This window comes from Pseudoxanthomonas sp. SGT-18, assembly GCF_003931645.1.
Classification (GTDB): domain Bacteria; phylum Pseudomonadota; class Gammaproteobacteria; order Xanthomonadales; family Xanthomonadaceae; genus Pseudoxanthomonas.
Genome location: NZ_RRYJ01000005.1, coordinates 167,876 through 187,832 on the forward strand (window position 1 = coordinate 167,876; position 19,957 = coordinate 187,832).

General features: G+C 70.2%; 19 protein-coding genes. 13 read left to right on the forward strand and 6 right to left on the reverse strand.

All coding sequences use genetic code 11. From position 1 onward, the window contains the following. Nucleotides 1-14 precede the first annotated feature (14 nt). The 7 genes from rpsK to EIM47_RS08955 all read left to right on the forward strand — a co-directional run bounded on the left by rpsK (nucleotide 15) and on the right by EIM47_RS08955 (nucleotide 6,203). Nucleotides 15-407, forward strand: a complete 393-nt coding sequence (gene rpsK, locus EIM47_RS08925) for a 30S ribosomal protein S11 (RefSeq protein WP_013535974.1) — start codon at nucleotides 15-17, stop codon at nucleotides 405-407. A gap of 14 nt (nucleotides 408-421) precedes the next feature. Further along, the gene (rpsD, locus tag EIM47_RS08930; protein WP_019399166.1) at nucleotides 422-1,048 is read left to right on the forward strand and encodes a 30S ribosomal protein S4; all 627 of its coding nucleotides are present in this window, start codon (nucleotides 422-424) and stop codon (nucleotides 1,046-1,048) included. A 157-nt stretch (nucleotides 1,049-1,205) separates the two neighbouring features. Further along, the gene (gene rpoA, locus EIM47_RS08935; protein WP_019399165.1) at nucleotides 1,206-2,204 is read left to right on the forward strand and encodes a DNA-directed RNA polymerase subunit alpha; all 999 of its coding nucleotides are present in this window, start codon (nucleotides 1,206-1,208) and stop codon (nucleotides 2,202-2,204) included. A 232-nt stretch (nucleotides 2,205-2,436) separates the two neighbouring features. Continuing rightward, the gene (rplQ, locus tag EIM47_RS08940; RefSeq protein WP_028915521.1) at nucleotides 2,437-2,811 is read left to right on the forward strand and encodes a 50S ribosomal protein L17; all 375 of its coding nucleotides are present in this window, start codon (nucleotides 2,437-2,439) and stop codon (nucleotides 2,809-2,811) included. Between the two features lie 126 nt (nucleotides 2,812-2,937). Then, nucleotides 2,938-3,456: a disulfide bond formation protein B gene (locus EIM47_RS08945; protein ID WP_019399163.1), complete on the forward strand. Its 519-nt coding sequence runs from the start codon at nucleotides 2,938-2,940 to the stop codon at nucleotides 3,454-3,456. A gap of 35 nt (nucleotides 3,457-3,491) precedes the next feature. Then, nucleotides 3,492-4,889 (forward strand): 3-deoxy-7-phosphoheptulonate synthase class II, encoded by a 1,398-nt coding sequence (locus EIM47_RS08950; RefSeq protein WP_125076695.1) that lies wholly within the window; start codon nucleotides 3,492-3,494, stop codon nucleotides 4,887-4,889. Between the two features lie 144 nt (nucleotides 4,890-5,033). Continuing rightward, nucleotides 5,034-6,203, forward strand: a complete 1,170-nt coding sequence (locus tag EIM47_RS08955) for a mechanosensitive ion channel domain-containing protein (protein WP_125076696.1) — start codon at nucleotides 5,034-5,036, stop codon at nucleotides 6,201-6,203. Here EIM47_RS08955 and EIM47_RS08960 read toward each other — a convergent pair whose 3' ends face one another. Together EIM47_RS08960 and typA are read right to left on the reverse strand one after the other, a co-directional pair. Further along, nucleotides 6,204-7,781 carry an amidase gene (locus tag EIM47_RS08960; RefSeq protein WP_125076697.1) on the reverse strand — a complete coding sequence of 526 codons (1,578 nt, stop codon included), beginning with the start codon at nucleotides 7,779-7,781 and terminating at the stop codon, nucleotides 6,204-6,206. A gap of 131 nt (nucleotides 7,782-7,912) precedes the next feature. Beyond that, on the reverse strand, nucleotides 7,913-9,742 hold the full coding sequence (gene typA, locus EIM47_RS08965; protein WP_019399159.1) for a translational GTPase TypA: 1,830 nt from the start codon (nucleotides 9,740-9,742) through the stop codon (nucleotides 7,913-7,915). Nucleotides 9,743-9,867: 125 nt separating this feature from the next. On the opposite strand from typA, the gene EIM47_RS08970 reads away from it, so the two are divergent. The 3 genes from EIM47_RS08970 (at nucleotide 9,868) to EIM47_RS08980 (ending at nucleotide 11,916) form a co-directional block, all read left to right on the forward strand. Beyond that, entirely contained in the window at nucleotides 9,868-10,362 is a 495-nt protein-coding gene (locus tag EIM47_RS08970; RefSeq protein WP_019399158.1) for a peptidylprolyl isomerase, read from the forward strand. 136 nt (nucleotides 10,363-10,498) lie between these two features. Next, nucleotides 10,499-10,855 carry a glutaredoxin domain-containing protein gene (locus EIM47_RS08975; protein ID WP_125076698.1) on the forward strand — a complete coding sequence of 119 codons (357 nt, stop codon included), beginning with the start codon at nucleotides 10,499-10,501 and terminating at the stop codon, nucleotides 10,853-10,855. A 74-nt stretch (nucleotides 10,856-10,929) separates the two neighbouring features. Next, a complete protein-coding gene (locus EIM47_RS08980; RefSeq protein WP_026010631.1) occupies nucleotides 10,930-11,916 on the forward strand; it encodes a malate dehydrogenase in 987 nt (328 codons plus the stop codon). Between the two features lie 128 nt (nucleotides 11,917-12,044). Here EIM47_RS08980 and EIM47_RS08985 read toward each other — a convergent pair whose 3' ends face one another. After that, on the reverse strand, nucleotides 12,045-13,277 hold the full coding sequence (locus EIM47_RS08985) for an FAD-dependent monooxygenase (protein ID WP_028915525.1): 1,233 nt from the start codon (nucleotides 13,275-13,277) through the stop codon (nucleotides 12,045-12,047). A 101-nt stretch (nucleotides 13,278-13,378) separates the two neighbouring features. Between EIM47_RS08985 and EIM47_RS08990 the strand changes: the two genes are divergently transcribed. Continuing rightward, nucleotides 13,379-13,987 carry a TetR/AcrR family transcriptional regulator gene (locus tag EIM47_RS08990; RefSeq protein WP_125076699.1) on the forward strand — a complete coding sequence of 203 codons (609 nt, stop codon included), beginning with the start codon at nucleotides 13,379-13,381 and terminating at the stop codon, nucleotides 13,985-13,987. Nucleotides 13,988-14,050: 63 nt separating this feature from the next. Here EIM47_RS08990 and EIM47_RS08995 read toward each other — a convergent pair whose 3' ends face one another. The 3 genes from EIM47_RS08995 to EIM47_RS09005 form a co-directional block, all read right to left on the reverse strand. Further along, nucleotides 14,051-14,335 carry a DUF1330 domain-containing protein gene (locus tag EIM47_RS08995; protein WP_019399153.1) on the reverse strand — a complete coding sequence of 95 codons (285 nt, stop codon included), beginning with the start codon at nucleotides 14,333-14,335 and terminating at the stop codon, nucleotides 14,051-14,053. An 86-nt stretch (nucleotides 14,336-14,421) separates the two neighbouring features. Further along, on the reverse strand, nucleotides 14,422-15,594 hold the full coding sequence (locus tag EIM47_RS09000; RefSeq protein WP_125076700.1) for an L-dopachrome tautomerase-related protein: 1,173 nt from the start codon (nucleotides 15,592-15,594) through the stop codon (nucleotides 14,422-14,424). A gap of 12 nt (nucleotides 15,595-15,606) precedes the next feature. Then, a complete protein-coding gene (locus tag EIM47_RS09005) occupies nucleotides 15,607-16,614 on the reverse strand; it encodes a zinc-binding alcohol dehydrogenase family protein (protein WP_028915528.1) in 1,008 nt (335 codons plus the stop codon). 93 nt (nucleotides 16,615-16,707) lie between these two features. Here EIM47_RS09005 and EIM47_RS09010 point away from each other — a divergent pair, with 93 nt between their 5' ends. Both EIM47_RS09010 and prpE read left to right on the forward strand, forming a co-directional pair. After that, entirely contained in the window at nucleotides 16,708-17,631 is a 924-nt protein-coding gene (locus EIM47_RS09010; RefSeq protein WP_028915529.1) for a LysR family transcriptional regulator, read from the forward strand. Nucleotides 17,632-17,842: 211 nt separating this feature from the next. Then, complete coding sequence (gene prpE, locus EIM47_RS09015; protein ID WP_019399149.1) at nucleotides 17,843-19,735, forward strand: propionate--CoA ligase; 1,893 nt, start codon at nucleotides 17,843-17,845, stop codon at nucleotides 19,733-19,735. Nucleotides 19,736-19,957 lie beyond the last annotated feature (222 nt).

Consider the following 19,957-nt stretch of genomic DNA (forward strand, 5'->3'; position numbering starts at 1 on the left):
GGGACTAGACAACCATGGCCAAGCCAGCTGCTGCCAAGACCAAGAAGAAGATCAAGCGCGTCGTCACCGACGGCATTGCCCACGTCCACGCTTCTTTCAACAACACCATCGTCACCATCACCGATCGCCAGGGCAACGCGCTGTCGTGGGCGACTTCGGGCGGCGCGGGTTTCCGCGGTTCGCGCAAGTCGACCCCGTTCGCCGCGCAGGTCGCCGCCGAGAAGGCCGGCAAGGCCGCGCTCGACTACGGCGTGAAGTCGCTGGAAGTCCGCATCAAGGGCCCGGGCCCGGGCCGCGAGTCCGCCGTGCGCTCGCTGAACAACGTGGGCTACAAGATCACCAACATCATCGACGTGACGCCGATCCCGCACAACGGGTGCCGTCCGCCGAAGAAGCGTCGCGTCTAAGGGGGCGATAAGAAATGGCTCGTTATATCGGTCCTACCTGCAAGCTCGCGCGCCGCGAAGGCGCCGACCTGTCTCTCAAGAGCCCGGCCCGTGCGCTGGACTCCAAGTGCAAGCTGGAGCAAAAGCCCGGCCAGCACGGCGCCGCGCGCAAGGGCAAGCTGTCCGACTACGCCACCCAGCTGCGCGAGAAGCAGAAGGTCAAGCGCATCTACGGCCTGCTGGAGCGCCAGTTCCGCAACTACTACAAGAAGGCCTCGACCAAGAAGGGCAACACCGGCGAGAACCTCCTGCAGCTGCTGGAAACCCGCCTGGACAACGTCGTCTACCGCATGGGCTTCGCGGTGACCCGTCCCTCGGCCCGCCAGCTGGTCTCGCACCGCGGCGTGCTGGTCAACGGCAAGCCGGTGAACCTGCCGTCGTACCAGGTCAAGGCCGGCGACTCGATCGCCCTGTCCGAGAAGGCGCAGAAGCAGCTGCGCGTCCAGGAGGCCCTGGCCATCGCCGAGCAGCACGACCTGACCCCGTCGTGGATCGAGGTCGACGCCAAGAAGTTCTCCGGCGTGTTCAAGGCCGTGCCTGACCGGGCCGACCTGCCGGCCGACATCAACGAAGCGCTGATCGTCGAGCTGTACTCGAAGTAACAAGTAGTGGCAGGCAGCCGCGCCCTCCGGGGCGCGGCGCCGCATCCCACCACCGGCCGGATCGCGTCGCCCCGCCTTCCGGCCGTCCCCGGATAAGGGGCCACACACCAGGGCCGGCGCCTCCGGATCGTCGGTCCATTGCAGGAGAATCCGCAACATGACGGTTACCGCCAACCAGGTCCTGCGTCCGCGCGGACCGCAGATCGAACGCCTCAATGGCAATCGCGCCAAGATCGTGATCGAGCCGCTGGAGCGCGGCTACGGGCACACGCTGGGCAACGCCCTGCGTCGCGTGCTGCTGTCCTCGATCCCGGGCTTCGCGATTACCGAGGTCGAGATCGACGGCGTGCTGCACGAGTACACCACGGTCGAGGGCCTGCAGGAGGACGTGCTGGAAGTCCTGCTGAACCTGAAGGATGTCGCCATCCGCATGCATAGCGGCGAGAGCACCACCCTGACCCTGAACAAGCAGGGCCCGGGCGTGGTCACCGCCGGCGACATCAAGACCGACCACAGCGTCGAGATCATCAACCCCGACCACGTCATCTGCCACCTGACCAAGGACACCGCGCTGAACATGCGGCTGAAGGTGGAGCGCGGCCTGGGCTACCAGCCGGCCACCTCGCGCCGCCGCCCGGACGAGGAGAGCCGCGCGATCGGCCGCCTGGTCCTGGACGCCTCGTTCTCGCCGGTCCGTCGCGTCGCCTACTCGGTCGAAGCCGCGCGCGTCGAGCAGCGCACCGACCTGGACAAGCTGGTCATCGACATCGAGACCAACGGCACCATCGACGCCGAGGAAGCCGTGCGCACCGCCGCCGACATCCTGAGCGACCAGCTGTCGGTGTTCGGCGACTTCACCCACCGCGACCGCGGTGCGGCCAAGCCGGCCCAGACCGGCATCGACCCGGTGCTGCTGCGCCCGATCGACGACCTGGAGCTGACCGTGCGTTCGGCCAACTGCCTGAAGGCCGAGAGCATCTACTACATCGGCGACCTGATCCAGAAGACCGAGGTCGAGCTGCTCAAGACCCCGAACCTGGGCAAGAAGTCGCTCACCGAGATCAAGGAAGTGCTTGCCCAGCGCGGCCTTTCGCTCGGCATGAAGCTGGAGAACTGGCCGCCGGCCGGCGTCGCCGCCCACGGCATGCTCGGCTGACGAGCCTGGCGACGGCTGGCGTCCCTATGGGCGCCGGCCGTTGCCGCAGCAATACCCGCAGTACCGCAAGACGGCCCCGGCGACGGGGCAACAGCGCCGACGGACCCTTAAGGTCCGCGGCGACTTTCCGGCCAGGGAGGCCGGTAGGGCCAGCGCAGTCCGATGTTCCAGCGCCAGGGATGGCGACGGCGAAGTACAAAGACCCAACATTCATCGATAAGGACAAACCGCCATGCGCCACCAGAAAGCCGGCCGCAAGTTCAACCGCACCAGCTCGCACCGCGAAGCCATGTTCCGCAACATGGCCGCCTCGCTGTTCAAGCACGAGCTGATCAAGACCACCCTGCCCAAGGCCAAGGAACTGCGTCGCGTCGCCGAGCCGCTGATCACCCTGGCCAAGGTCGACTCGGTCGCCAACCGCCGCCTGGCCTTCGCCCGCCTGCGCGACAAGGAAGCGGTCGGCAACCTGTTCACCAAGTTCGGCCCGCGCTACCAGAGCCGTCCGGGTGGCTACCTGCGCATCCTCAAGTGCGGCTTCCGCGCCGGCGACAACGCCCCGATGGCGTACGTCGAACTGGTCGACCGCCCCGAGGCTGCCGCCGAGTAATCCCGGTGTAGCGAGCGAACCGAGAACCCCGGCCCCGGCCGGGGTTTTCCGTTTCAGCTGTCACCCTTTTTCCTGTTCGCGGCCGCGATGCGGAATAATCGGCCCAATCTTTCCTGGCCGTGTCCGATGAATCCGTTCGACTGGAGCTTTCGCGCCCGTTTCCTCGCAGGCTTCCTGGCCTGCGCCGCGCTGCTGGCCTACGCGATCTACACCCAGCTCTACCAGGGGCTGGAGCCGTGCCCGCTGTGCATCTTCCAGCGCCTGGCCTTCGCCGCGCTGGCCCTGGTGTTCCTGGTCGGCGGCCTGCACGCGCCCAAGGGCATCGGTGCCCGCCGCGTGTACGGCGTGCTGCTGCTGGCGGTCGGCGCGGTCGGCGCCGGCATCGCCGGGCGCCACGTATGGCTGCAGAACCTGCCGCCGGAACTGGCCCCGTCCTGCGGGCCGCCGCTGTCCTTCCTGCAGGAGACCATGGGGCCGCTGCAGCTGGTGCGCCGGGTGCTGACCGGCACCGGCAACTGCGGCGACGTGGACTGGACCTTCCTCGGCCTGGGCATGCCGGCGTGGAGCCTGGCCTGCTTCGTGCTGCTGACCGCCTGGGGCCTGCTGGCGGCGCTGCGCCGACCGCGCGGCCGCAGCCGCTACTGAAACCCGGCCCTTTCCCTTCCTTCCGGTAACCCGCCATGAGCACCCCCGAACGCAACCTGCATCCCGTCGACCTGTCCGGTGGCTGGACCCCGGACAGCTGGCGCACCCGGCCGGCGCTGCAGATGCCGACCTACCCGGACCAGGCGGCGCTGGAGCGGGCGCTGGCCGAACTGCGCCACCTGCCGCCGCTGGTGACCTCCTGGGAGATCCTGGCGCTCAAGCGCCAACTGGCCGAGGCCCAGGAGGGCAAGCGCTTCCTGCTGCAGGGCGGCGACTGCGCCGAGAACTTCGCCGACTGCGAGTCCGGCACCATTTCCAACCGGCTCAAGGTGCTGCTGCAGATGAGCCTGGTGCTGGTGCACGGCCTGCGCCTGCCGGTGGTGCGCGTCGGCCGCTTCGCGGGCCAGTACGCCAAGCCGCGCTCGGCGGACATGGAGACCCGCGGCGAGGTCAGCCTGCCCAGCTACCGCGGCGACGTGGTCAACGGCCCGGAGTTCACCGCGCAGGCGCGCGTGCCCGACCCGCAGCGCATGCTGACCGCGCACGCGCACTCGGCGATGACCATGAACTTCGTGCGCGCCCTGATCGACGGCGGCTTCGCCGACCTGCACCACCCGGAGTACTGGAACCTCAGCTGGGTGCGCTGCTCGCCGCTGGCCGAGGACTACCAGAAGATGGTCAACTCCATCGGCGACGCGGTGCGCTTCATGGAGACCCTGGCCGGGGCCGAGGTGCACAACCTCAACCGCATCGACTTCTACACCTCGCACGAGGCGCTGCTGCTGCCGTACGAGGAGGCGCTGACCCGCCAGGTGCCGCGGCAGCACGGCTGGTTCAACCTGTCCACCCACTTCCCGTGGATCGGCATGCGCACCGCCGCGCTGGACGGCGCGCACGTGGAGTACTTCCGCGGCATCCGCAACCCGATCGCGATCAAGGTCGGCCCCTCGGTGCAGCCGGACCAGCTGCTGCGCCTGATCGACGTGCTCAACCCCGAGGACGAGCCGGGCCGGCTGACCTTCATCCACCGCATGGGCGCGGCCCAGATCGCCGGGAAGCTGCCGCCGCTGCTGGAGGCGGTCAGGCGCGACGGCCGCCGCGTGCTGTGGGTGTGCGACGCCATGCACGGCAACACCGAGAGCACCAGCAACGGCTACAAGACCCGGCGCTTCGCCAACATCCTCAGCGAGGTGGAGCAGAGCTTCGACCTGCACGCCGCCGCCGGTACCCGCCTGGGCGGCGTGCACCTGGAGCTGACCGGCGAGGACGTCACCGAGTGCACCGGCGGGGCGCGCGAACTCAAGGACGCCGACCTGGAGCGCGCCTACCGCTCCACCGTCGACCCGCGCCTGAACTACGAGCAGTCGCTGGAGATCGCCATGGCGATCGTGCGCAAGCAGGGCCAGCAGCGCGCCGCCGAAGCGCGCGGCTGACGCCGCGGCTCGGGCAGGGCCGCGTGGGGCGCGCTTGCGCGCTCCTCACGCCGGCATCGGCAGCATGGGGCATCGACCGGTGCGCCATGCCACGGAACACCGCACGGCATGGCTGCCACTCACGGCAACGCGAGGAGCAGACAGATGCCCGATCCGCACTTCCTGATCGCCGGCGTGCCGGTGCCCGACTGGCGCCTGGCCGCCGCCTACGCCATCCCGATCGGCGCGGCCCTGCTGCTGGGCCTGCTGGTGCACTACGTGCTGCGCCGCTACGCGCGGCGCATCGCGCTGAAGGACTCCAGCCGCGCACGGGTGGCGCACGCGGTGATCCTGCCGCTGGCCTTCGCCCTGCCGCTGATCTTCCTCGGCCAGGCCCTGCGCGCGGTGCCGATGCCGGAGGAGCACCTGGCCAACTGGCTGCACCTGTTGCGCCTGGCCGTGTTCGGCTGCTTCACCTGGCTGCTGGTGCGCATCGTCGGCGCGATCGAGGCCTCGATCCTGCGCCACAACCCGATGGAAGTCGCAGACAACCTGCACGCGCGCCGGATCCAGACCCAGACCCGGGTGCTGAGCCGGGTGGTGCAGGGCGGGATCATCCTGCTCGGTGCCGCACTGGCGCTGATGACCTTCCCGGCGGTGCGCCAGGTCGGGGCCACCCTGCTGGCCTCGGCGGGCATCGCCGGCCTGGTCGCCGGCATCGCCGCGCGCCCGGTGTTCGGCAACCTGATCGCCGGCCTGCAGATCGCCCTGGCCCAGCCCATCCGCCTGGACGACGTGGTGATCGTGGAAGGGGAATGGGGCCGGATCGAGGAGATCACCAGCACCTACGTGGTGGTGCGCATCTGGGACGAGCGGCGCATGGTGGTGCCGTTGTCGTGGTTCATCGAGAACCCGTTCCAGAACTGGACCCGGCGCACCGCGCAGATGCTCGGCACCGCCTTCCTGTGGCTGGACTACCGCACGCCGATGGAGGAGGTGCGCACCGAGCTGCAGCGCTTCTGCAACGAGGACCCGCGCTGGGACGGGCGGGTGTGCATCGCCCAGGTCACCGAGACCGGCGAGCACGTGATGCAGGTGCGCCTGCTGGTGAGCGCCCGCGATTCCGGCGAGGCCTTCGACCTGCGCTGCGCGGTGCGCGAGCGGATGATCGACTTCCTCGCCCGCCACCATCCCTACGCGTTGCCGCGGCTGCGCGCGCAGATCGACCGCGACGAAGCGCCGCAGCGCGGCCGCTACCAGGCCCCGCCGGACGTGCCCGATTCGCCGCGCGCCGAGGACGGCGAGGCGGTGGTCGAGCCGCCGGCGCCGGCCTGATCAGCGCGCCGCGGCTGCGTCCTGCAGTTTGGGGGCGCGGCGCGCCCGCAGCAGGGATTCGAAGGCGTGGCCGATGCGCAGCAGGCGCGCCTCGCTCCAGGCCGGGCCGTAGAAGCCCAGGCCCAGCGGCAGTCCGCCGGCCTCGCCCATGGGCACGGTGAGCGAGGGATAGCCGGCCACCGCGGCGGCGCTGTAGCTGGCCGCCACGTCCGGATCGCCGCCGGCCTCGATCTTCCAGGCCACGTCGGTGACCGGCGCGACCAGCACGTCGAGCTGGTGCGCGCGCAGGGTCGCATCGATGCCTTCGGGCCCGGCCAGGCGGCGGGCTCGCTCGCGCGCGGCCAGGTAGCCCGGGTCGTCCAGGCCGCCGGTGGCGGCCGCCTGCTCGAACAGCTCCTGGCCGAACAGCGGCATCACCGCGTCGGCGTGCTCGCGGTTGAACGCCATCAGCGCCTCCAGGGTCTGCAGCGGCGCGTCGTGTTCGCGCAGGTAGCGCTCCAGGCCGGCATGGAACTCGTGCAGCAGGACCTGGAACTCGTCCTTCTTCCACTGGCCCTCGGTCGGCAGGTCGACCTCGACCACGGTGGCGCCGGCCGCGCGCAGCACTTCCATGGCCGCGGTGGTGGCCGCCGCGGCCGCGGGCGAGACCTCCTCCACGTGCTTGCGCAGCAGGCCGATGCGCAGGCCGCGCACGACCCCGGTGCCGTCCAGCTGCGCGGCGTAGTCGGAGCCGGAGCCGGCGATCGCGGCGCTGGCCGGGTCGGCCGGGTCGGCGCCGGCGATGGCCGCCAGCACCAGGGCCGCGTCCTCGACCGTGCGCGCCATCGGGCCGGCGGTGTCCTGGCTGTGCGCGATCGGCACGATCCCGTCGCGGCTGACCAGGCCGACGGTGGGCTTGAGCCCGACGATGCCGGTGACCGCCGCCGGGCAGAGGATGCTGCCGTCGGTTTCGGTGCCGATGCCGACCACCGCGAGGTTGGCGGCCACCGCCACCGCGGTGCCGGAGCTGGAGCCGCAGGGCGAGCGGTCCGGCGCATAGGGATTGCGCGCCTGGCCGCCGGCCGAGCTCCAGCCGGAAATGGAGCGGGTGGAGCGGAAGTTGGCCCACTCGCTGAGGTTGGCCTTGCCCAGGATCACCGCGCCGGCCTGGCGCAGGCGCTGGACCAGGAAGGCGTCGCGCCGCGGGCGCAGGTCCCGCAACGCCAGGCTGCCGGCGGTGGTGGCCATCGGCGTGGCGTCGATGTTGTCCTTGAGCACCACCGGGATGCCGTGCAGCGGCCCGCGCACGCGCCCGGCGCGGCGCTCGGCGTCCAGCGCCGCGGCCTCGGCCAGCGCGTCCGGGTTGAGCGCGATGTAGGCGTTGAGCCGCGGCCCGTTGCGGTCCAGCGCCTCGATCCGCGCCTGGTAGGCCCGCACCAGTTCCTGGCTGCTGGTGCGGCCGCTGGCCATGGCCTCCTGCAGCTGCCGGATCCCGGCCTCGGCATGGGCGAACTCCGCTTCCGGCCGGGCCGCGTCGGCGGCGCAGCCGGCTCCCAGCGCGGCCAGCATGGCCGCCATCACGATCCGCAGTGCAGGCATCGGCAGTTCCCCCGGTTTGGCCCCGCGCAGCCTAGCGGCGCGCGCGCCGGCCCGCAAACGCGAAACGCCGGCGAGGGGCCGGCGTTTCGCAATCCATACGGGGCGCGGCGGGCACGCCCCGGGGCAGGACCTCAGGCCGAGCGCGAGGCGCGCTTGCGATCGCTCTCGGTCAGCAGCTTCTTGCGCAGGCGGATGGCCTTGGGCGTGACCTCGACCAGCTCGTCCTCCTCGATGAACTCCAGCGCCTGCTCCAGCGACATGCGGATCGGCGGGGTCAGCGAGATGGCGTCGTCCTTGCCGGCGGCGCGGATGTTGGTCAGCTGCTTCTCGCGCAGGGCGTTGACGGTCAGGTCGTTGTCCTTGGCGTGGATGCCGACCAGCATGCCCTCGTAGATGTCCTCGCCGGCGTCGATCAGCAGGCGGCCACGCTCCTGCAGGCCCATCAGCGCGTAGCCCGGGGCCTTGCCCTGGCCATTGGAGATCATCACGCCGTTGGGGCGCTTGGCGATCGCGCCTTCCTGCTTCGGGCCATAGTGGTCGAAGATGTGGAACATCAGGCCCGAGCCGGAGGTCAGGGTCTTGAACTCGCTCTGGAAGCCGATCAGGCCGCGCGCCGGGATCATGTAGTCCAGGCGCACGCGGCCCTTGCCGTCCAGCTCCATGTTGCGCAGCTGGCCCTTGCGGATGCCCAGCTTCTCCATCACGCCGCCCTGGTGCTCCTCTTCCACGTCGACCACCAGCTGCTCGTACGGCTCCATCATCTGGCCGTCGATCTCCTTGATGATCACCTCCGGGCGCGACACGCCCAGCTCGTAGCCCTCGCGGCGCATGGTCTCGATCAGCACCGACAGGTGCAGCTCGCCGCGGCCGGAGACCTTGAAGCGGTCCGGGTCCTCGGTGTCCTCCACGCGCAGGGCGACGTTGTGCAGGGTCTCGCGGACCAGGCGCTCGCGGATCTGGCGGCTGGTGAGGAACTTGCCGCCGGAGAAATCCTTGTTGCCGGCGAACGGCGAGTTGTTGACCTGGAAGGTCATCGAGATGGTTGGCTCGTCCACGCTCAGCGCCGGCAGCGCCTCCGGCGCGGACGGGTCGGTGATGGTGTCGGAGATTCCCAGGCCCTCGATGCCGGAGATGGCGACGATGTCACCGGCCTGCGCCTCGGCCACCTCGTGCCGCTCCAGGCCCAGGAAGCCCAGCACCTGCAGCACCTTGCCCTGGCGCTTCTTGCCCTCGCGGTCGACGATCGCCACCGGCATGTTCGGGCGCACGCGGCCGCGCTGGATGCGGCCGATGCCGATCAGGCCGACGTAGCTGTTGTAGTCCAGCTGGCTGATGCGCATCTGGAACGGGCCTTCCAGGTCGACCTGCGGCGGGTTGACGTGCTCCATGATCGCCTCGTACAGCGGGGTCATGTCGCCGCTGCGGGCCTCCGGGTCGAGGCTGGCGTAGCCATTGAGCGCCGAGGCATAGACGATCGGGAAGTCCATCTGCTCCTCGGTCGCGCCGAGGCGGTCGAACAGGTCCCACACCTGCTCGACGACCCAGTCGGGGCGCGCACCGGGGCGGTCGATCTTGTTGACCACCACGATCGGCTTGAAGCCCATCGCGAAGGCCTTCTGGGTCACGAAGCGGGTCTGCGGCATCGGGCCGTCCATCGCGTCCACCAGCAGCAGCACCGAGTCCACCATCGACAGCACCCGCTCCACCTCGCCGCCGAAGTCCGCGTGCCCGGGGGTATCGACGATGTTGATGCGGTTGCCGTTCCAGTTGATGGCGGTGTTCTTGGCCAGGATGGTGATGCCGCGTTCCTTTTCCTGGTCGTTGCTGTCCATCACGCGCTCGCCCAGCTGGGTGCGTTCGCTGAAGGTGCCGGACTGCTTCAGCAGCTGGTCGACGAGGGTGGTCTTGCCATGGTCGACGTGGGCGACGATGGCGATATTGCGCAGGTTTTCGATGGACATGTTTTCTGGGATCGGGAAAGCCGCACCCGGCTGCCAGGAGCTGGACAGGGCGCGGAAGGATGGGGCGGACGAACGGGCTATTATACCCGGTCAATGGCCCGATCCGGGCGCCTGGAGATGAACCAATGACCGTGACTGCCGTCTTCGACACCGCCAAGGGCGTGATCAAGGTGGACCTGCTGGCCGACAAGGCCCCCCTCACCGTGGCCAATTTCGTCAACCTCGCCCGGCGCGGTTTCTACGACGGCCTGAATTTCCACCGCGTGATCGCCGATTTCATGATCCAGGGCGGCTGCCCCGAGGGCACCGGCCGCGGCGGCCCGGGCTACCGCTTCGAGGACGAGACCAGCAACGGCGTGCCGCACGAGCGCGGCGTGCTGTCCATGGCCAACGCCGGCCCGAACACCAACGGCAGCCAGTTCTTCATCACCCATGTGAAGACCGACTGGCTGGACGGCCGCCACACCGTGTTCGGCAAGGTGACCGAGGGCATGGAAGTGGTGGACGCCATCGCCCAGGGCGACACGATCAACTCGGTGAAGATCGAGGGCGACGCCGAGGCGGTGCTGGCCGCCAAGGCCGACCGCGTGGCCGAGTGGAACCGCTACCTGAGCGCCTGATCCACCCGCGGGGCCGCGCGGCGGCCCCTTCGCGCCCCGCCGCGCGAGAGTTTGCGCCAATGGTTGCGATTGGCAGCGTCCGGGGCCGGCCCGGGGCCGCGTGGTAAAATCCGCGGTCCCTGAGCGACGGATTCCCATGCGCATCCTCGGCTTACTGTTGGTCATCGGCCTGGCCGGCGGCCTGTACGCCTGGTGGTCGAAAGCCCCGGCGGAGCTGCATCCGGACGATCCGCGGCGGCTGACCGGCGAGGCCGGCATCGTGATGCTGGCCGCCGACTGGTGCGGCTACTGCCGCCGCCAGCGCAGCGAATTCGAGCGTGCCGGCGTGCCCTACCGCGTGCTGGACGTCGACCGGGAAGAGGGCGGGCTGGCCATGCGCGCGCTGGGCGCGCGCGGCGTCCCGGTCACCGTGGTCGGCCAGGCCGTGGTCCACGGCTACGACCCCGCCGCCTTGGACCAAAGGCTTACCCCGCTGGGCTACGACGTCTATTAACCTGCGCGGCGCCGCACGGTCACGCCGGCGACGCCTTTCCATTACCCGCAACACACACCGAAGGACCTCCACCGATGAAGACCCCCGTTCGAGTTGCCGTGACCGGTGCCGCCGGCCAGATCGGTTATGCCCTGCTGTTCCGCATCGCTTCCGGCGAGATGCTGGGCAAGGACCAGCCCGTGATCCTGCAGCTGCTGGAGCTGCCGATGGAGAAGGCCCAGGCCGCGCTGAAGGGCGTGATCATGGAGCTGGAGGACTGCGCGTTCCCGCTGCTGGCCGGCATCATCGGCACCGACGATCCGGAAGTGGCGTTCAAGGACGCCGACGTGGCCCTGCTGGTCGGCGCGCGTCCGCGCGGCCCGGGCATGGAGCGCAAGGACCTGCTGCTGGAGAACGCCAAGATCTTCACCGCCCAGGGTGCCGCGCTGAACAAGGTCGCCAAGCGCGACGTCAAGGTGCTGGTGGTCGGCAACCCGGCCAACACCAACGCCTACATCGCCATGAAGTCCGCCCCCGACCTGCCGAAGGAGAACTTCACCGCGATGCTGCGCCTGGACCACAACCGCGCGCTGAGCCAGCTGGCCGCCAAGGCCAACGTCGCCGTCGGCGACATCGAGAAGCTGGTGGTGTGGGGCAACCACAGCCCGACCATGTACCCGGACTACCGCTTCGCCACGGTCAAGGGCGAGTCGCTGAAGGACAAGATCAACGACGCCGACTGGAACGCCAACGAGTTCATCCCGAAGGTCGGCAAGCGCGGCGCCGCCATCATCGAGGCCCGCGGCCTGTCCTCGGCCGCCTCGGCCGCCAACGCCGCCATCGACCACATCCGCGACTGGGTGCTGGGCAGCAACGGCAAGTGGGTGACCATGGGCATCCCGTCCGACGGCTCCTACGGCATCCCGGAGGGCGTGATCTTCGGCTTCCCGGTGACCACCGAGAACGGCAAGTACACCATCGTCAAGGACCTGCCGATCGACGAGTTCAGCCAGAAGGCCATCGACAAGACCCTGGCCGAGCTGGAAGAAGAGCGCGCCGGCGTCGCCCACCTGCTGGGCTGATCCGCCGCCGCCGGGCCCGGGCGTGCCGTGCGCGTCCGGGAGCCGGCGCGGAAGCGTGGAAGGGAAAAGCGCCGGACATCGTCCGGCGCTTTTTTTCATCCAGCGGCCGCGTTCCGGCGAGGCCCGCCTTATCCGCCCAGGCCGAGCACGGCGACGTAGTCCGGCAGCTCGAGCAGGCCGTGGGCCTTGCGGTGCCTGGCCGCATGGTCGCCGCCGCCCGGCGCGAAGTGGCCGGCGGCCAGCCTGCGGTTGCGGTGTTCCAGCTCCTCCCGGGTGCGCGGCAGCAGGATCGGTTCGCCATCGGTCGCCAGCGCCTGGTTGGCCTCGACGTAGGGCCGGAGCGCGCGTTCATAGGCCGCGAAGGCCGCTTCCGCGTCGGGCTGGGACGCCAGCTCCCCGGCGAGGACGTAGGCTCCGACCAGGGCGAGGCTGGTGCCCTGTCCCGACAGGAACGAGGGCGCGTAGGCGGCGTCGCCGACCAGCGCCACGCGCCCGGAGGACCAGCGTGGCATGCGGATCTGGCTGACGGTGTCGAAGAACAGGTCGTTCGCCTTCTGCATCGCCTCGACCAGGCGCGGCACCTCCCAGCCGTCGTTCGCGAACACCTCGGCCGTGCGCTTGCGTTGCATGTCCACGTCGCCATGCGAGCGGAACGGCGGCTTGTCGCTGGCGAAGGTGAGGAACGCATGCAGGACCGCGTTGTCGCCGGTCGCGTAGATCCCGGCCATCCGGCCCGGGGCGGCGTAGCTGACGCTCTCGTGGGCGTACCCGGCGTGGTTGGGCATCGAGAACAGGTTGAAGCAGCGCCCGAGGTAGTGATTGAACTTCTCCTCCGGGCCGAACACCAAGGCGCGGGTCCGGGAGTGCAGGCCGTCGGCGCCGATGACGGCATCGAAGCGTTCCCGGGCGCCGCTGTGGAACCACACGTCGATGCCCTTGCCGTCGTCCATCAGGACGTCGATCGCATCGTTGAAGCGGTAGCGGATGCCTTTTTCCCGGGTTGCCTGGTGGAGCAGCGCCGTCAGCGCTCCGCGCGGCAGCTCCAGGTCGCGGCCGGGCACGCTGCCCGTCACCGCCCCGGGCGCCAGGGTGGCGATGGCGGTCCCGTCGCCGTCGACGAAGGTGAGCTTGCGCACTTCCACCTGGGCGGCGCGCAGCCGCGGGAGCAGCCCCATGCGCTCGACCACGTCGACCGCCGTGCCCCTCACGTCGATGGGATACCCCCCGGCGCGGAACCCCTTGGCGCGCTCGACGACCGAAACCTCGAAGCCGTACCGGTGCAGCCAGTACGCCAGCGCCGGGCCGGCGATGCTCGCGCCGGAGACCAGGATCTTCCTGCGGGGAACCTTGGTGCCAGACATCGGAGTACCTTCTAGTTAAGATGCATGCATGCATCGTATTGACGATGGATCGGGTGCGTCAACAAGATGCGTCCATGTATCTTGTGTGGCAGAGTAGGGGCATGACGACCAATTCCCGCAGGCGCGGCGCAGCGCTGGACGAGGCGATCCTCGAGGCTGCCTGGGCCGAACTGATCGACAACGGCTACGCGGGTTTCACCCTGGAAGGGGTGGCCCGGCGTGCCGGCACCAGCCGCCCGGTCCTGTCCCGTCGCTGGGCGGGCAGCGCGGACCTGGCGGTCGCGGCCATGCGCCATTACATCGCGCAGAACCCGATCCGGGCGCCGGACCTGGGCAACGTCCGCGCGGAACTGGTGCGGTTCCTGCGCGAGGTATCCGATCGCCGCGCGATCACCATCGCCCGCGTGCTGTTCGGCATGAGGGACTACTTCATCGAGACGAGTTCCAGCGTGGCCGACCTGCGCAAGGCGCTGCACGAGCAGCTGGGGGCCCGCCCGGTGATCGACGACATCCTCGAGCGGGGCATCCGCCGCGGCGAGATCGATCCGCGCAAGCTGACCGCCCGCCGCATCGCGCTGCCCCTGGAGCTGGTGAGCCACGAAGCGCTCATGACGCTCAAGCCAGTGCCCGCGGCGGTCATCGCCGAGATCCTCGACACGATCTTCCTGCCGCTCGTCGCGGCGGACCGGAAAGCCGCCGCGGCGTGGTGAGCGGGCGCCTGCTGGCGATGGCGCCCGGTGCCTTGCTGCGTTCGCCGGCATGGGCGTGGCTCCTCAGGTGCCCTGGACGATGAAGGCGCGGTACCGCGCTCCCCGGAAGCGGTGGCGGGCGATCGCCTGGTAGGCGTCGCCGTGATACCAGGCACGGGCCGCATCCATGTCGGGGAACTCGAGGATGACGGCCCCTTCGATGGGCGCTCCTTCCAGCATTTCGAATTCGCCGTAGCCCACCCGCACGGTGACGGGGTGGCCGGTGAGCTTGTCCGGTGCCTGGGCGTAGGTCGCCAGTGCTTGCGGATCCAGGGTTTGTTCGCGGGTGAATACGACGTAGGCGGCCATGGGGGACTCCGGTCTGGTCGTGGGGCAGGGTGTGGTGGAGCGTGCCGCGCAGCGGAGGAGGGGGAGGGGCGCTGCGGGCGGGGTGCTCAGGGGGAGCCGGGGGCGCGGGGCGCGGCGTCCGGGAGATCGACGCGGAGCACCTCGAACGGCGGCTGCATGGTTGAGGTGCCGTCGTTGAACGGCGCGGCGCCGTCGATCTGCGCGGCCGGCAGGTAGATGTGTCCCTTGCCGTCCAGGAACGGTGCATCGGCCCAGCGCAGGCGCCGGTCGCGCACGACCGGCGCGGTCGTGCCGTCCGGACGCCGCACCACCAGCGTGTTGTCCGCCAACCGCGTGTAGTACAGGCTGCCGTCCGCCGCCATGGCCGTCCCGCCCACCGGCGGGATCCCGAACCACGGACGCACCAGGCGTGCCAGCGCTTCGTCGTCGATGTCGTCGTCGTCCAGGTAGCGCGTCTGGATCTGTGACAGCGGGCCGGACAGCGGGCCGAAATACAGCACCTGGCCGTCCGGGCTCAGTTCCAGCGGATCCGCGTTGACCTGCAGCGGCTTGCCGTCGCCGCCGCGCAGGACCTTGCCGGCGACCTCGATCGTGTCGCCCGCGCGGGCGCGGACGAACGGCTGGCCGTCGAAGCGGCGGCGGACGCGGCCGTCCTCCAGGTCCAGCACCAGGACCGCGCCTTCGCCCGCGTCGGTCAGGTACGCATGCCTGCCGTGGATGCGTATGTCGTCGACGTAGCTGTGTGCCCGGATCGCCTCGTCCGGGATCAGGTCGGTGCGGACCACCGTGTCGGTGCGGGGATCGACGTGGACCACCTTGGGGCCGTGCCGCACCGGTTCGCCGCCGAACTCCGGGGCGCCGCTGTCGACGATCCACAGGCCGCCTTGCGCGTCCTGGTGGATGGCATTGACGCTGACCAGCACGCCGGCCGCTTCCCTGCCCGGTGCCCAGCTGTTCCAGGCCGCGTCCGGGTAGGGGACCAGGGTGCCGTCTTCGCGGGCGATGGCCACGGCCGGGCGCGTGTCGCCGTTGGCCGTCCATCGCGGCGAGCCGACGATGAAACGGCCATTGCCGTCGACGACGACCGCGTTCCAGGGCATGCGGTCGTTCTGGCGCACGACGACCGGCGGCTGTGCCGCGGCGCGCGGCGCGACGGTGGCCGCGGACCCGGCATCCGGCGCGGCGCGGAGCGGCGATGCCGCGGTCATCAGCGCTGCCAGCGCCAGGGCGGCAGCGAACGGGGCGCGGGTGTTGTCCATGTGCGTCCTCCCTCAGAAGCCGGCCAGCACCACCTTGCCCTGCGCCTTGCCGCTCTCGATCAGCGCATGCGCGCGGCGCAGGTTCCCGGCGTTGATGGTGCCCAGCCGGTGGTTGACCGTGCTGCGGATCCGGCCGGCGTCCACCAGCGCGGCCACTTCGGCAAGCAGCCGGCCCTGCTCGTCCATGTCGGGCGTTTCGAACAGCGGCCGGGTGAACATCAGCTCCCAGTGCAGCGAGATCGACTTCAGCTTCAGCTGCATGACGTCCAGCGGCTCGTCGTCGATCACCGCCATGGCGCCCTGCGGCTTGAGGCTCTCGACGATTTCCGCGAAGTGCTCGCCGGTGCGGGTCAGGGCGGCGACGGCGTCGACCTGGTGGATGCCGGCGGCCCTGAGCGCGGTGGACAGCGGCTGGCGATGGTCGATCACCGCATGCGCGCCCAGCTCCAGGCACCACTGCCGGGTTTCCGGCCGCGAGGCGGTGGCGACGATCCGCAGCTGCGTGAGCTGGCGGGCCAGCTGGATCAGGATCGAGCCGACGCCGCCGGCACCGCCGACGACCAGCAGTGTCTGGCCGGCGCCGCCGCCTCTGGGAACGCGCAGGCGGTCGAACAGCAGTTCGTAGGCGGTGATCGCGGTCAGCGGCAGGGCCGCCGCGGCGGCATCGTCGAGCGAGCGCGGCGCGCGGGCGACGATGCGTTCGTCCACCGCGTGCAGTTCGGCGTTGGTGCCCGGGCGGTTGATCGCGCCTGCGTAATAGACCCGGTCGCCTGGCGCAAACAGGGTGACCCCGCTGCCCACGGCTTCGACCACGCCCACCGCGTCCCAGCCCAGGACCTCGACCTGGCCGTCGGCCGGCTTGCGGCCCTGGCGGATCTTGGTATCGACCGGATTGACGGAGATGGCCTTGACCCGCACCAGGAGATCGCGTGGGCCGTAGGCCGGGGTGGGCAGTTCGACGTCCTCCAGGGCGCGGGCGTCGGTAATGGGCAGGTTGTGGCGATAACCAACGGCTTTCATGGCGGTGCGTCCTCGGCGTGGTGCGGGTGGAGGACCGCACTCTAGGAATTCAAGCTAGAATTGATAATCCAACATGATTTAATTCATATTCAAATGTTGATTGAAAATCTTGGCGACCTGCGGGTGCTCGTGCAGACCGCGCGTACCGGCAGCCTGACCGGCGCCGCACGCGCGCTGGGGATCACGCCGGCGGCCGCCAGCGCGACGCTGAAGCGCCTGGAAGCCCAGCTCGGGGTGCGCCTGTTCGAACGTTCCACGCGGGCGATGCGGCTGACCCCACAGGGCCAGATCCTGCTGGATTACGCCAGCCGCGCGTTCGAGCTGGTGGAGGAAGGCGAGGCGCAGGCCACGGTCGACCGCGCCGGCCTGGTGGGCCTGATCCGCCTGGCTGCGCCCTCGGACCTGGCGCGCGCGACCCTGCTGCCCTGGCTGGACGAATTCATGGCCGCCCACCCCGGCGTGCGCCTCGCGCTGTCGGTCGGCGACCGCCCGCTGGACGTGGTGCGCGACGAGGTCGACCTGGCGATCCGCTATGGCCACCTCGTTGATTCGCGGCTGGTGGCGCGCAGGCTGATGGATACCGCGCCGGTGGTCGTCGCCTCGCCGGCGTACCTGGCGCGGCACCCGGCACCGCAGACGCCGATGGAACTGCTGGGCCACAACTGCCTGGCCTACGACCGCGGCGGCCGCCCGCACCGCACCTGGCGCTTCACCCGCGATGGGCAGTCGGTGGAAGTGCAGGTCGATGGCGACCGCAGCGTGGACGATGCCTCGCTGGCGCGGCAATGGGCGCTCGCCGGCGCCGGCATCCTGATCAAGACCCCGGTCGAACAGCGCCAGGACCTGGCCGAGGGACGCCTGGTGCGGCTGCTGCCGGACTGGCGGACCGAACGCTATCCGCTGAACGCGATCCTGCCCAGCGGACGCTTCGTCCCGGTGCGCGTGCGCGCGCTGGTGGATTTCCTCGCCGCGCGGTTCGAGCGCGTCTCCGCATCGCTGGCCGGATTGCTGGGCTGAACCCGCCGCCGCGAAATACGCCGGCCCCGCGGCCAGGCCCGGCGGGCACGGCGCATTGATCGCATCGATCAACCTGTGGCTTGCAGGAACGCCCGGGAAACCCGGCGTTCCGCGCATTCAGCCCGGTCTTTTCGACCAAGGTCTGACGCGCGGGTCCCATCGACGGGGACTATGCTCGGCCCATTCCCTGCAGGGGAAGTGGGAGAGGGCCATGGGTTACGAAGACTTTTACCGGCGTTCGGTGGAGCAGCCGGAGGAATTCTGGGCCGAAGCGGCCCGCGCCATCGACTGGAAGCAGCCGCCGCAGCGCATCCTCGACTACGACAACCCGCCGTTCCGGCGCTGGTTCGTCGGCGGCACCACCAACCTGTGCCACAACGCCGTTGACCGGCACCTGGCCGAACGCGGCGACCAACTGGCCCTGGTCGGCTGGTCCACCGAGACCGGCCAGGTGCGCGAACTCACCTTCCGCCAGCTGCACCGCGAGGTGAACGCCTTCGCCGCCGTGCTGCAGTCGCTGGGCGCGCGCAAGGGCGAGCGGGTGGTGATCTACATGCCGCACACCGTCGAGGCGGCGGTCGCGATGCTGGCCTGCGCGCGCATCGGTGCGATCCACTCGGTGGTGTTCGGCGGCTTCGCCGCGCACAACCTGGCCGTGCGCATCGACGACGCCAGGCCCGCGGTGCTGGTCTGCGCCGACGCCGGCATGCGCGGCGGCAAGGTGATCCCGTTCAAGCCGCTGGTGGACGAGGCACTGGCGCGCGCGCAGCACCCGCCTGCGCACGTGCTGGTGGTCAACCGCGGCCTGGCCGCCGAGCTGCCGATGCAGGAGGGGCGCGACCTCGAATACGGCCCGCTGGCCGCGCAACACGCGGACGCCGAAGTGCCGGTGGAATGGCTCGAATCCAACGAACCCAGCTACATCCTCTACACCTCCGGCACCACCGGCAAGCCGAAGGGCGTGCAGCGCGACGTCGGCGGCTATGCCGTGGCCCTGGCCCTGTCGATGTGGTCGATCTACGACGTGCGCGCCGGCCAGGCGATGTTCTCCACCTCCGACATCGGCTGGGTGGTGGGCCATTCCTACAACGTCTACGGCCCGCTGATCGCCGGCGCCACCTCGATCCTGTACGAAGGCCTGCCGACCTGCCCGGACCCGGGCATCTGGTGGCGCATCTGCGAGAAGTACGGCGTGCGCACCATGTTCTCCTCGCCCACCGCGGTGCGCGTGCTGAAGAAGCAGGATCCCAAGTGGCTGCGCAGCGCCGACCTGTCGCAGCTGCAGTACCTGTTCCTGGCCGGCGAGCCGCTGGACGAACCCACCGCCGACTGGATCACCAGCGCCCTGGGCAAGACGGTGATCGACAACTACTGGCAGACCGAGACCGGCTGGCCGGTGCTGACCCTGATGCCGGGCGTGGAACTGAAGCCGGTCAAGCTCGGCTCGCCGGGCCTGCCAGCGCCGGGTTACCGCCTGCGCGTGATCGACGAGAACACCGGCCAGGACGTGGGGCCGGGGCAGAAGGGCGTGCTGGCGATCCAGCCGCCGCTGCCGCCCGGCTGCCTGAGCACGGTGTGGGGCGACGACAACCGCTTCATCGCCAGCTACTTCAGCCACTTCAGGGAGCAGCTGTACAGCTCGCTGGACTGGGCGATCCGCGACGAGGACGGCTACACCTTCATCCTTGGCCGCACCGACGACGTGATCAACGTCGCCGGCCACCGCCTGGGCACGCGCGAGATCGAGGAATCGGTGGCCAGCCACCCGGACGTGGCCGAGGCCGCGGTGGTCGGCGTGCACGACGAGGTCAAGGGCCAGGTGCCGGTGGTGTTCGCCACCCTCAAGCGGCCCGACGCCGATCCGGCCGATGCCGCCTGCGCCATGCTGCAGACCGTCACCCGCCAGCTTGGCGCGGTGGCGCGGCCGCAGCGCGTGTACGTGGTCAGCGCCCTGCCCAAGACCCGCTCAGGCAAGCTGCTGCGCCGCTCGCTGCAGGCCCTGGCCGAGCACCGCGACCCGGGCGACCTGTCCACCCTCGACGATCCCAATGCGCTGGAGGAAGTGAAGCGCGCGCTGGAGCGCGGCGCCGACGCCGGCTGCTGAGTGACGGCATGGCGCAAGCGTCCCCCTTCCTGTAGCCGGGCGCATCCGACTCCCCCCGGATCGCCTGCCGGACGATGGAGGCCGGCAGGCGATGGATGCGTCCGGCCACGGGAACCTCCGGCTTGCCATGGAATACGCGGAACCATGGTCCCGGGTCCGGGCCTTGTTTCCACGAGGGTGCGGGTTGGCGATGATGCCGGGACTGCTGCGCAGGAGCAGTCG

What these genes read in the sequence shown, in the direction of transcription:
- rpsK (WP_013535974.1), top strand. Translation starts at nt 15, where the DNA reads ATGGCCAAGCCAGCTGCTGCCAAGACCAAGAAGAAGATCAAGCGCGTC.
- rpsD (WP_019399166.1), top strand. Translation starts at nt 422, where the DNA reads ATGGCTCGTTATATCGGTCCTACCTGCAAGCTCGCGCGCCGCGAAGGC.
- rpoA (WP_019399165.1), top strand. Translation starts at nt 1,206, where the DNA reads ATGACGGTTACCGCCAACCAGGTCCTGCGTCCGCGCGGACCGCAGATC.
- rplQ (WP_028915521.1), top strand. Translation starts at nt 2,437, where the DNA reads ATGCGCCACCAGAAAGCCGGCCGCAAGTTCAACCGCACCAGCTCGCAC.
- EIM47_RS08945 (WP_019399163.1), top strand. Translation starts at nt 2,938, where the DNA reads ATGAATCCGTTCGACTGGAGCTTTCGCGCCCGTTTCCTCGCAGGCTTC.
- EIM47_RS08950 (WP_125076695.1), top strand. Translation starts at nt 3,492, where the DNA reads ATGAGCACCCCCGAACGCAACCTGCATCCCGTCGACCTGTCCGGTGGC.
- EIM47_RS08955 (WP_125076696.1), top strand. Translation starts at nt 5,034, where the DNA reads ATGCCCGATCCGCACTTCCTGATCGCCGGCGTGCCGGTGCCCGACTGG.
- EIM47_RS08960 (WP_125076697.1), bottom strand. Translation starts at nt 7,781, where the DNA reads ATGCCTGCACTGCGGATCGTGATGGCGGCCATGCTGGCCGCGCTGGGA.
- typA (WP_019399159.1), bottom strand. Translation starts at nt 9,742, where the DNA reads ATGTCCATCGAAAACCTGCGCAATATCGCCATCGTCGCCCACGTCGAC.
- EIM47_RS08970 (WP_019399158.1), top strand. Translation starts at nt 9,868, where the DNA reads ATGACCGTGACTGCCGTCTTCGACACCGCCAAGGGCGTGATCAAGGTG.
- EIM47_RS08975 (WP_125076698.1), top strand. Translation starts at nt 10,499, where the DNA reads ATGCGCATCCTCGGCTTACTGTTGGTCATCGGCCTGGCCGGCGGCCTG.
- EIM47_RS08980 (WP_026010631.1), top strand. Translation starts at nt 10,930, where the DNA reads ATGAAGACCCCCGTTCGAGTTGCCGTGACCGGTGCCGCCGGCCAGATC.
- EIM47_RS08985 (WP_028915525.1), bottom strand. Translation starts at nt 13,277, where the DNA reads ATGTCTGGCACCAAGGTTCCCCGCAGGAAGATCCTGGTCTCCGGCGCG.
- EIM47_RS08990 (WP_125076699.1), top strand. Translation starts at nt 13,379, where the DNA reads ATGACGACCAATTCCCGCAGGCGCGGCGCAGCGCTGGACGAGGCGATC.
- EIM47_RS08995 (WP_019399153.1), bottom strand. Translation starts at nt 14,335, where the DNA reads ATGGCCGCCTACGTCGTATTCACCCGCGAACAAACCCTGGATCCGCAA.
- EIM47_RS09000 (WP_125076700.1), bottom strand. Translation starts at nt 15,594, where the DNA reads ATGGACAACACCCGCGCCCCGTTCGCTGCCGCCCTGGCGCTGGCAGCG.
- EIM47_RS09005 (WP_028915528.1), bottom strand. Translation starts at nt 16,614, where the DNA reads ATGAAAGCCGTTGGTTATCGCCACAACCTGCCCATTACCGACGCCCGC.
- EIM47_RS09010 (WP_028915529.1), top strand. Translation starts at nt 16,708, where the DNA reads ATGTTGATTGAAAATCTTGGCGACCTGCGGGTGCTCGTGCAGACCGCG.
- prpE (WP_019399149.1), top strand. Translation starts at nt 17,843, where the DNA reads ATGGGTTACGAAGACTTTTACCGGCGTTCGGTGGAGCAGCCGGAGGAA.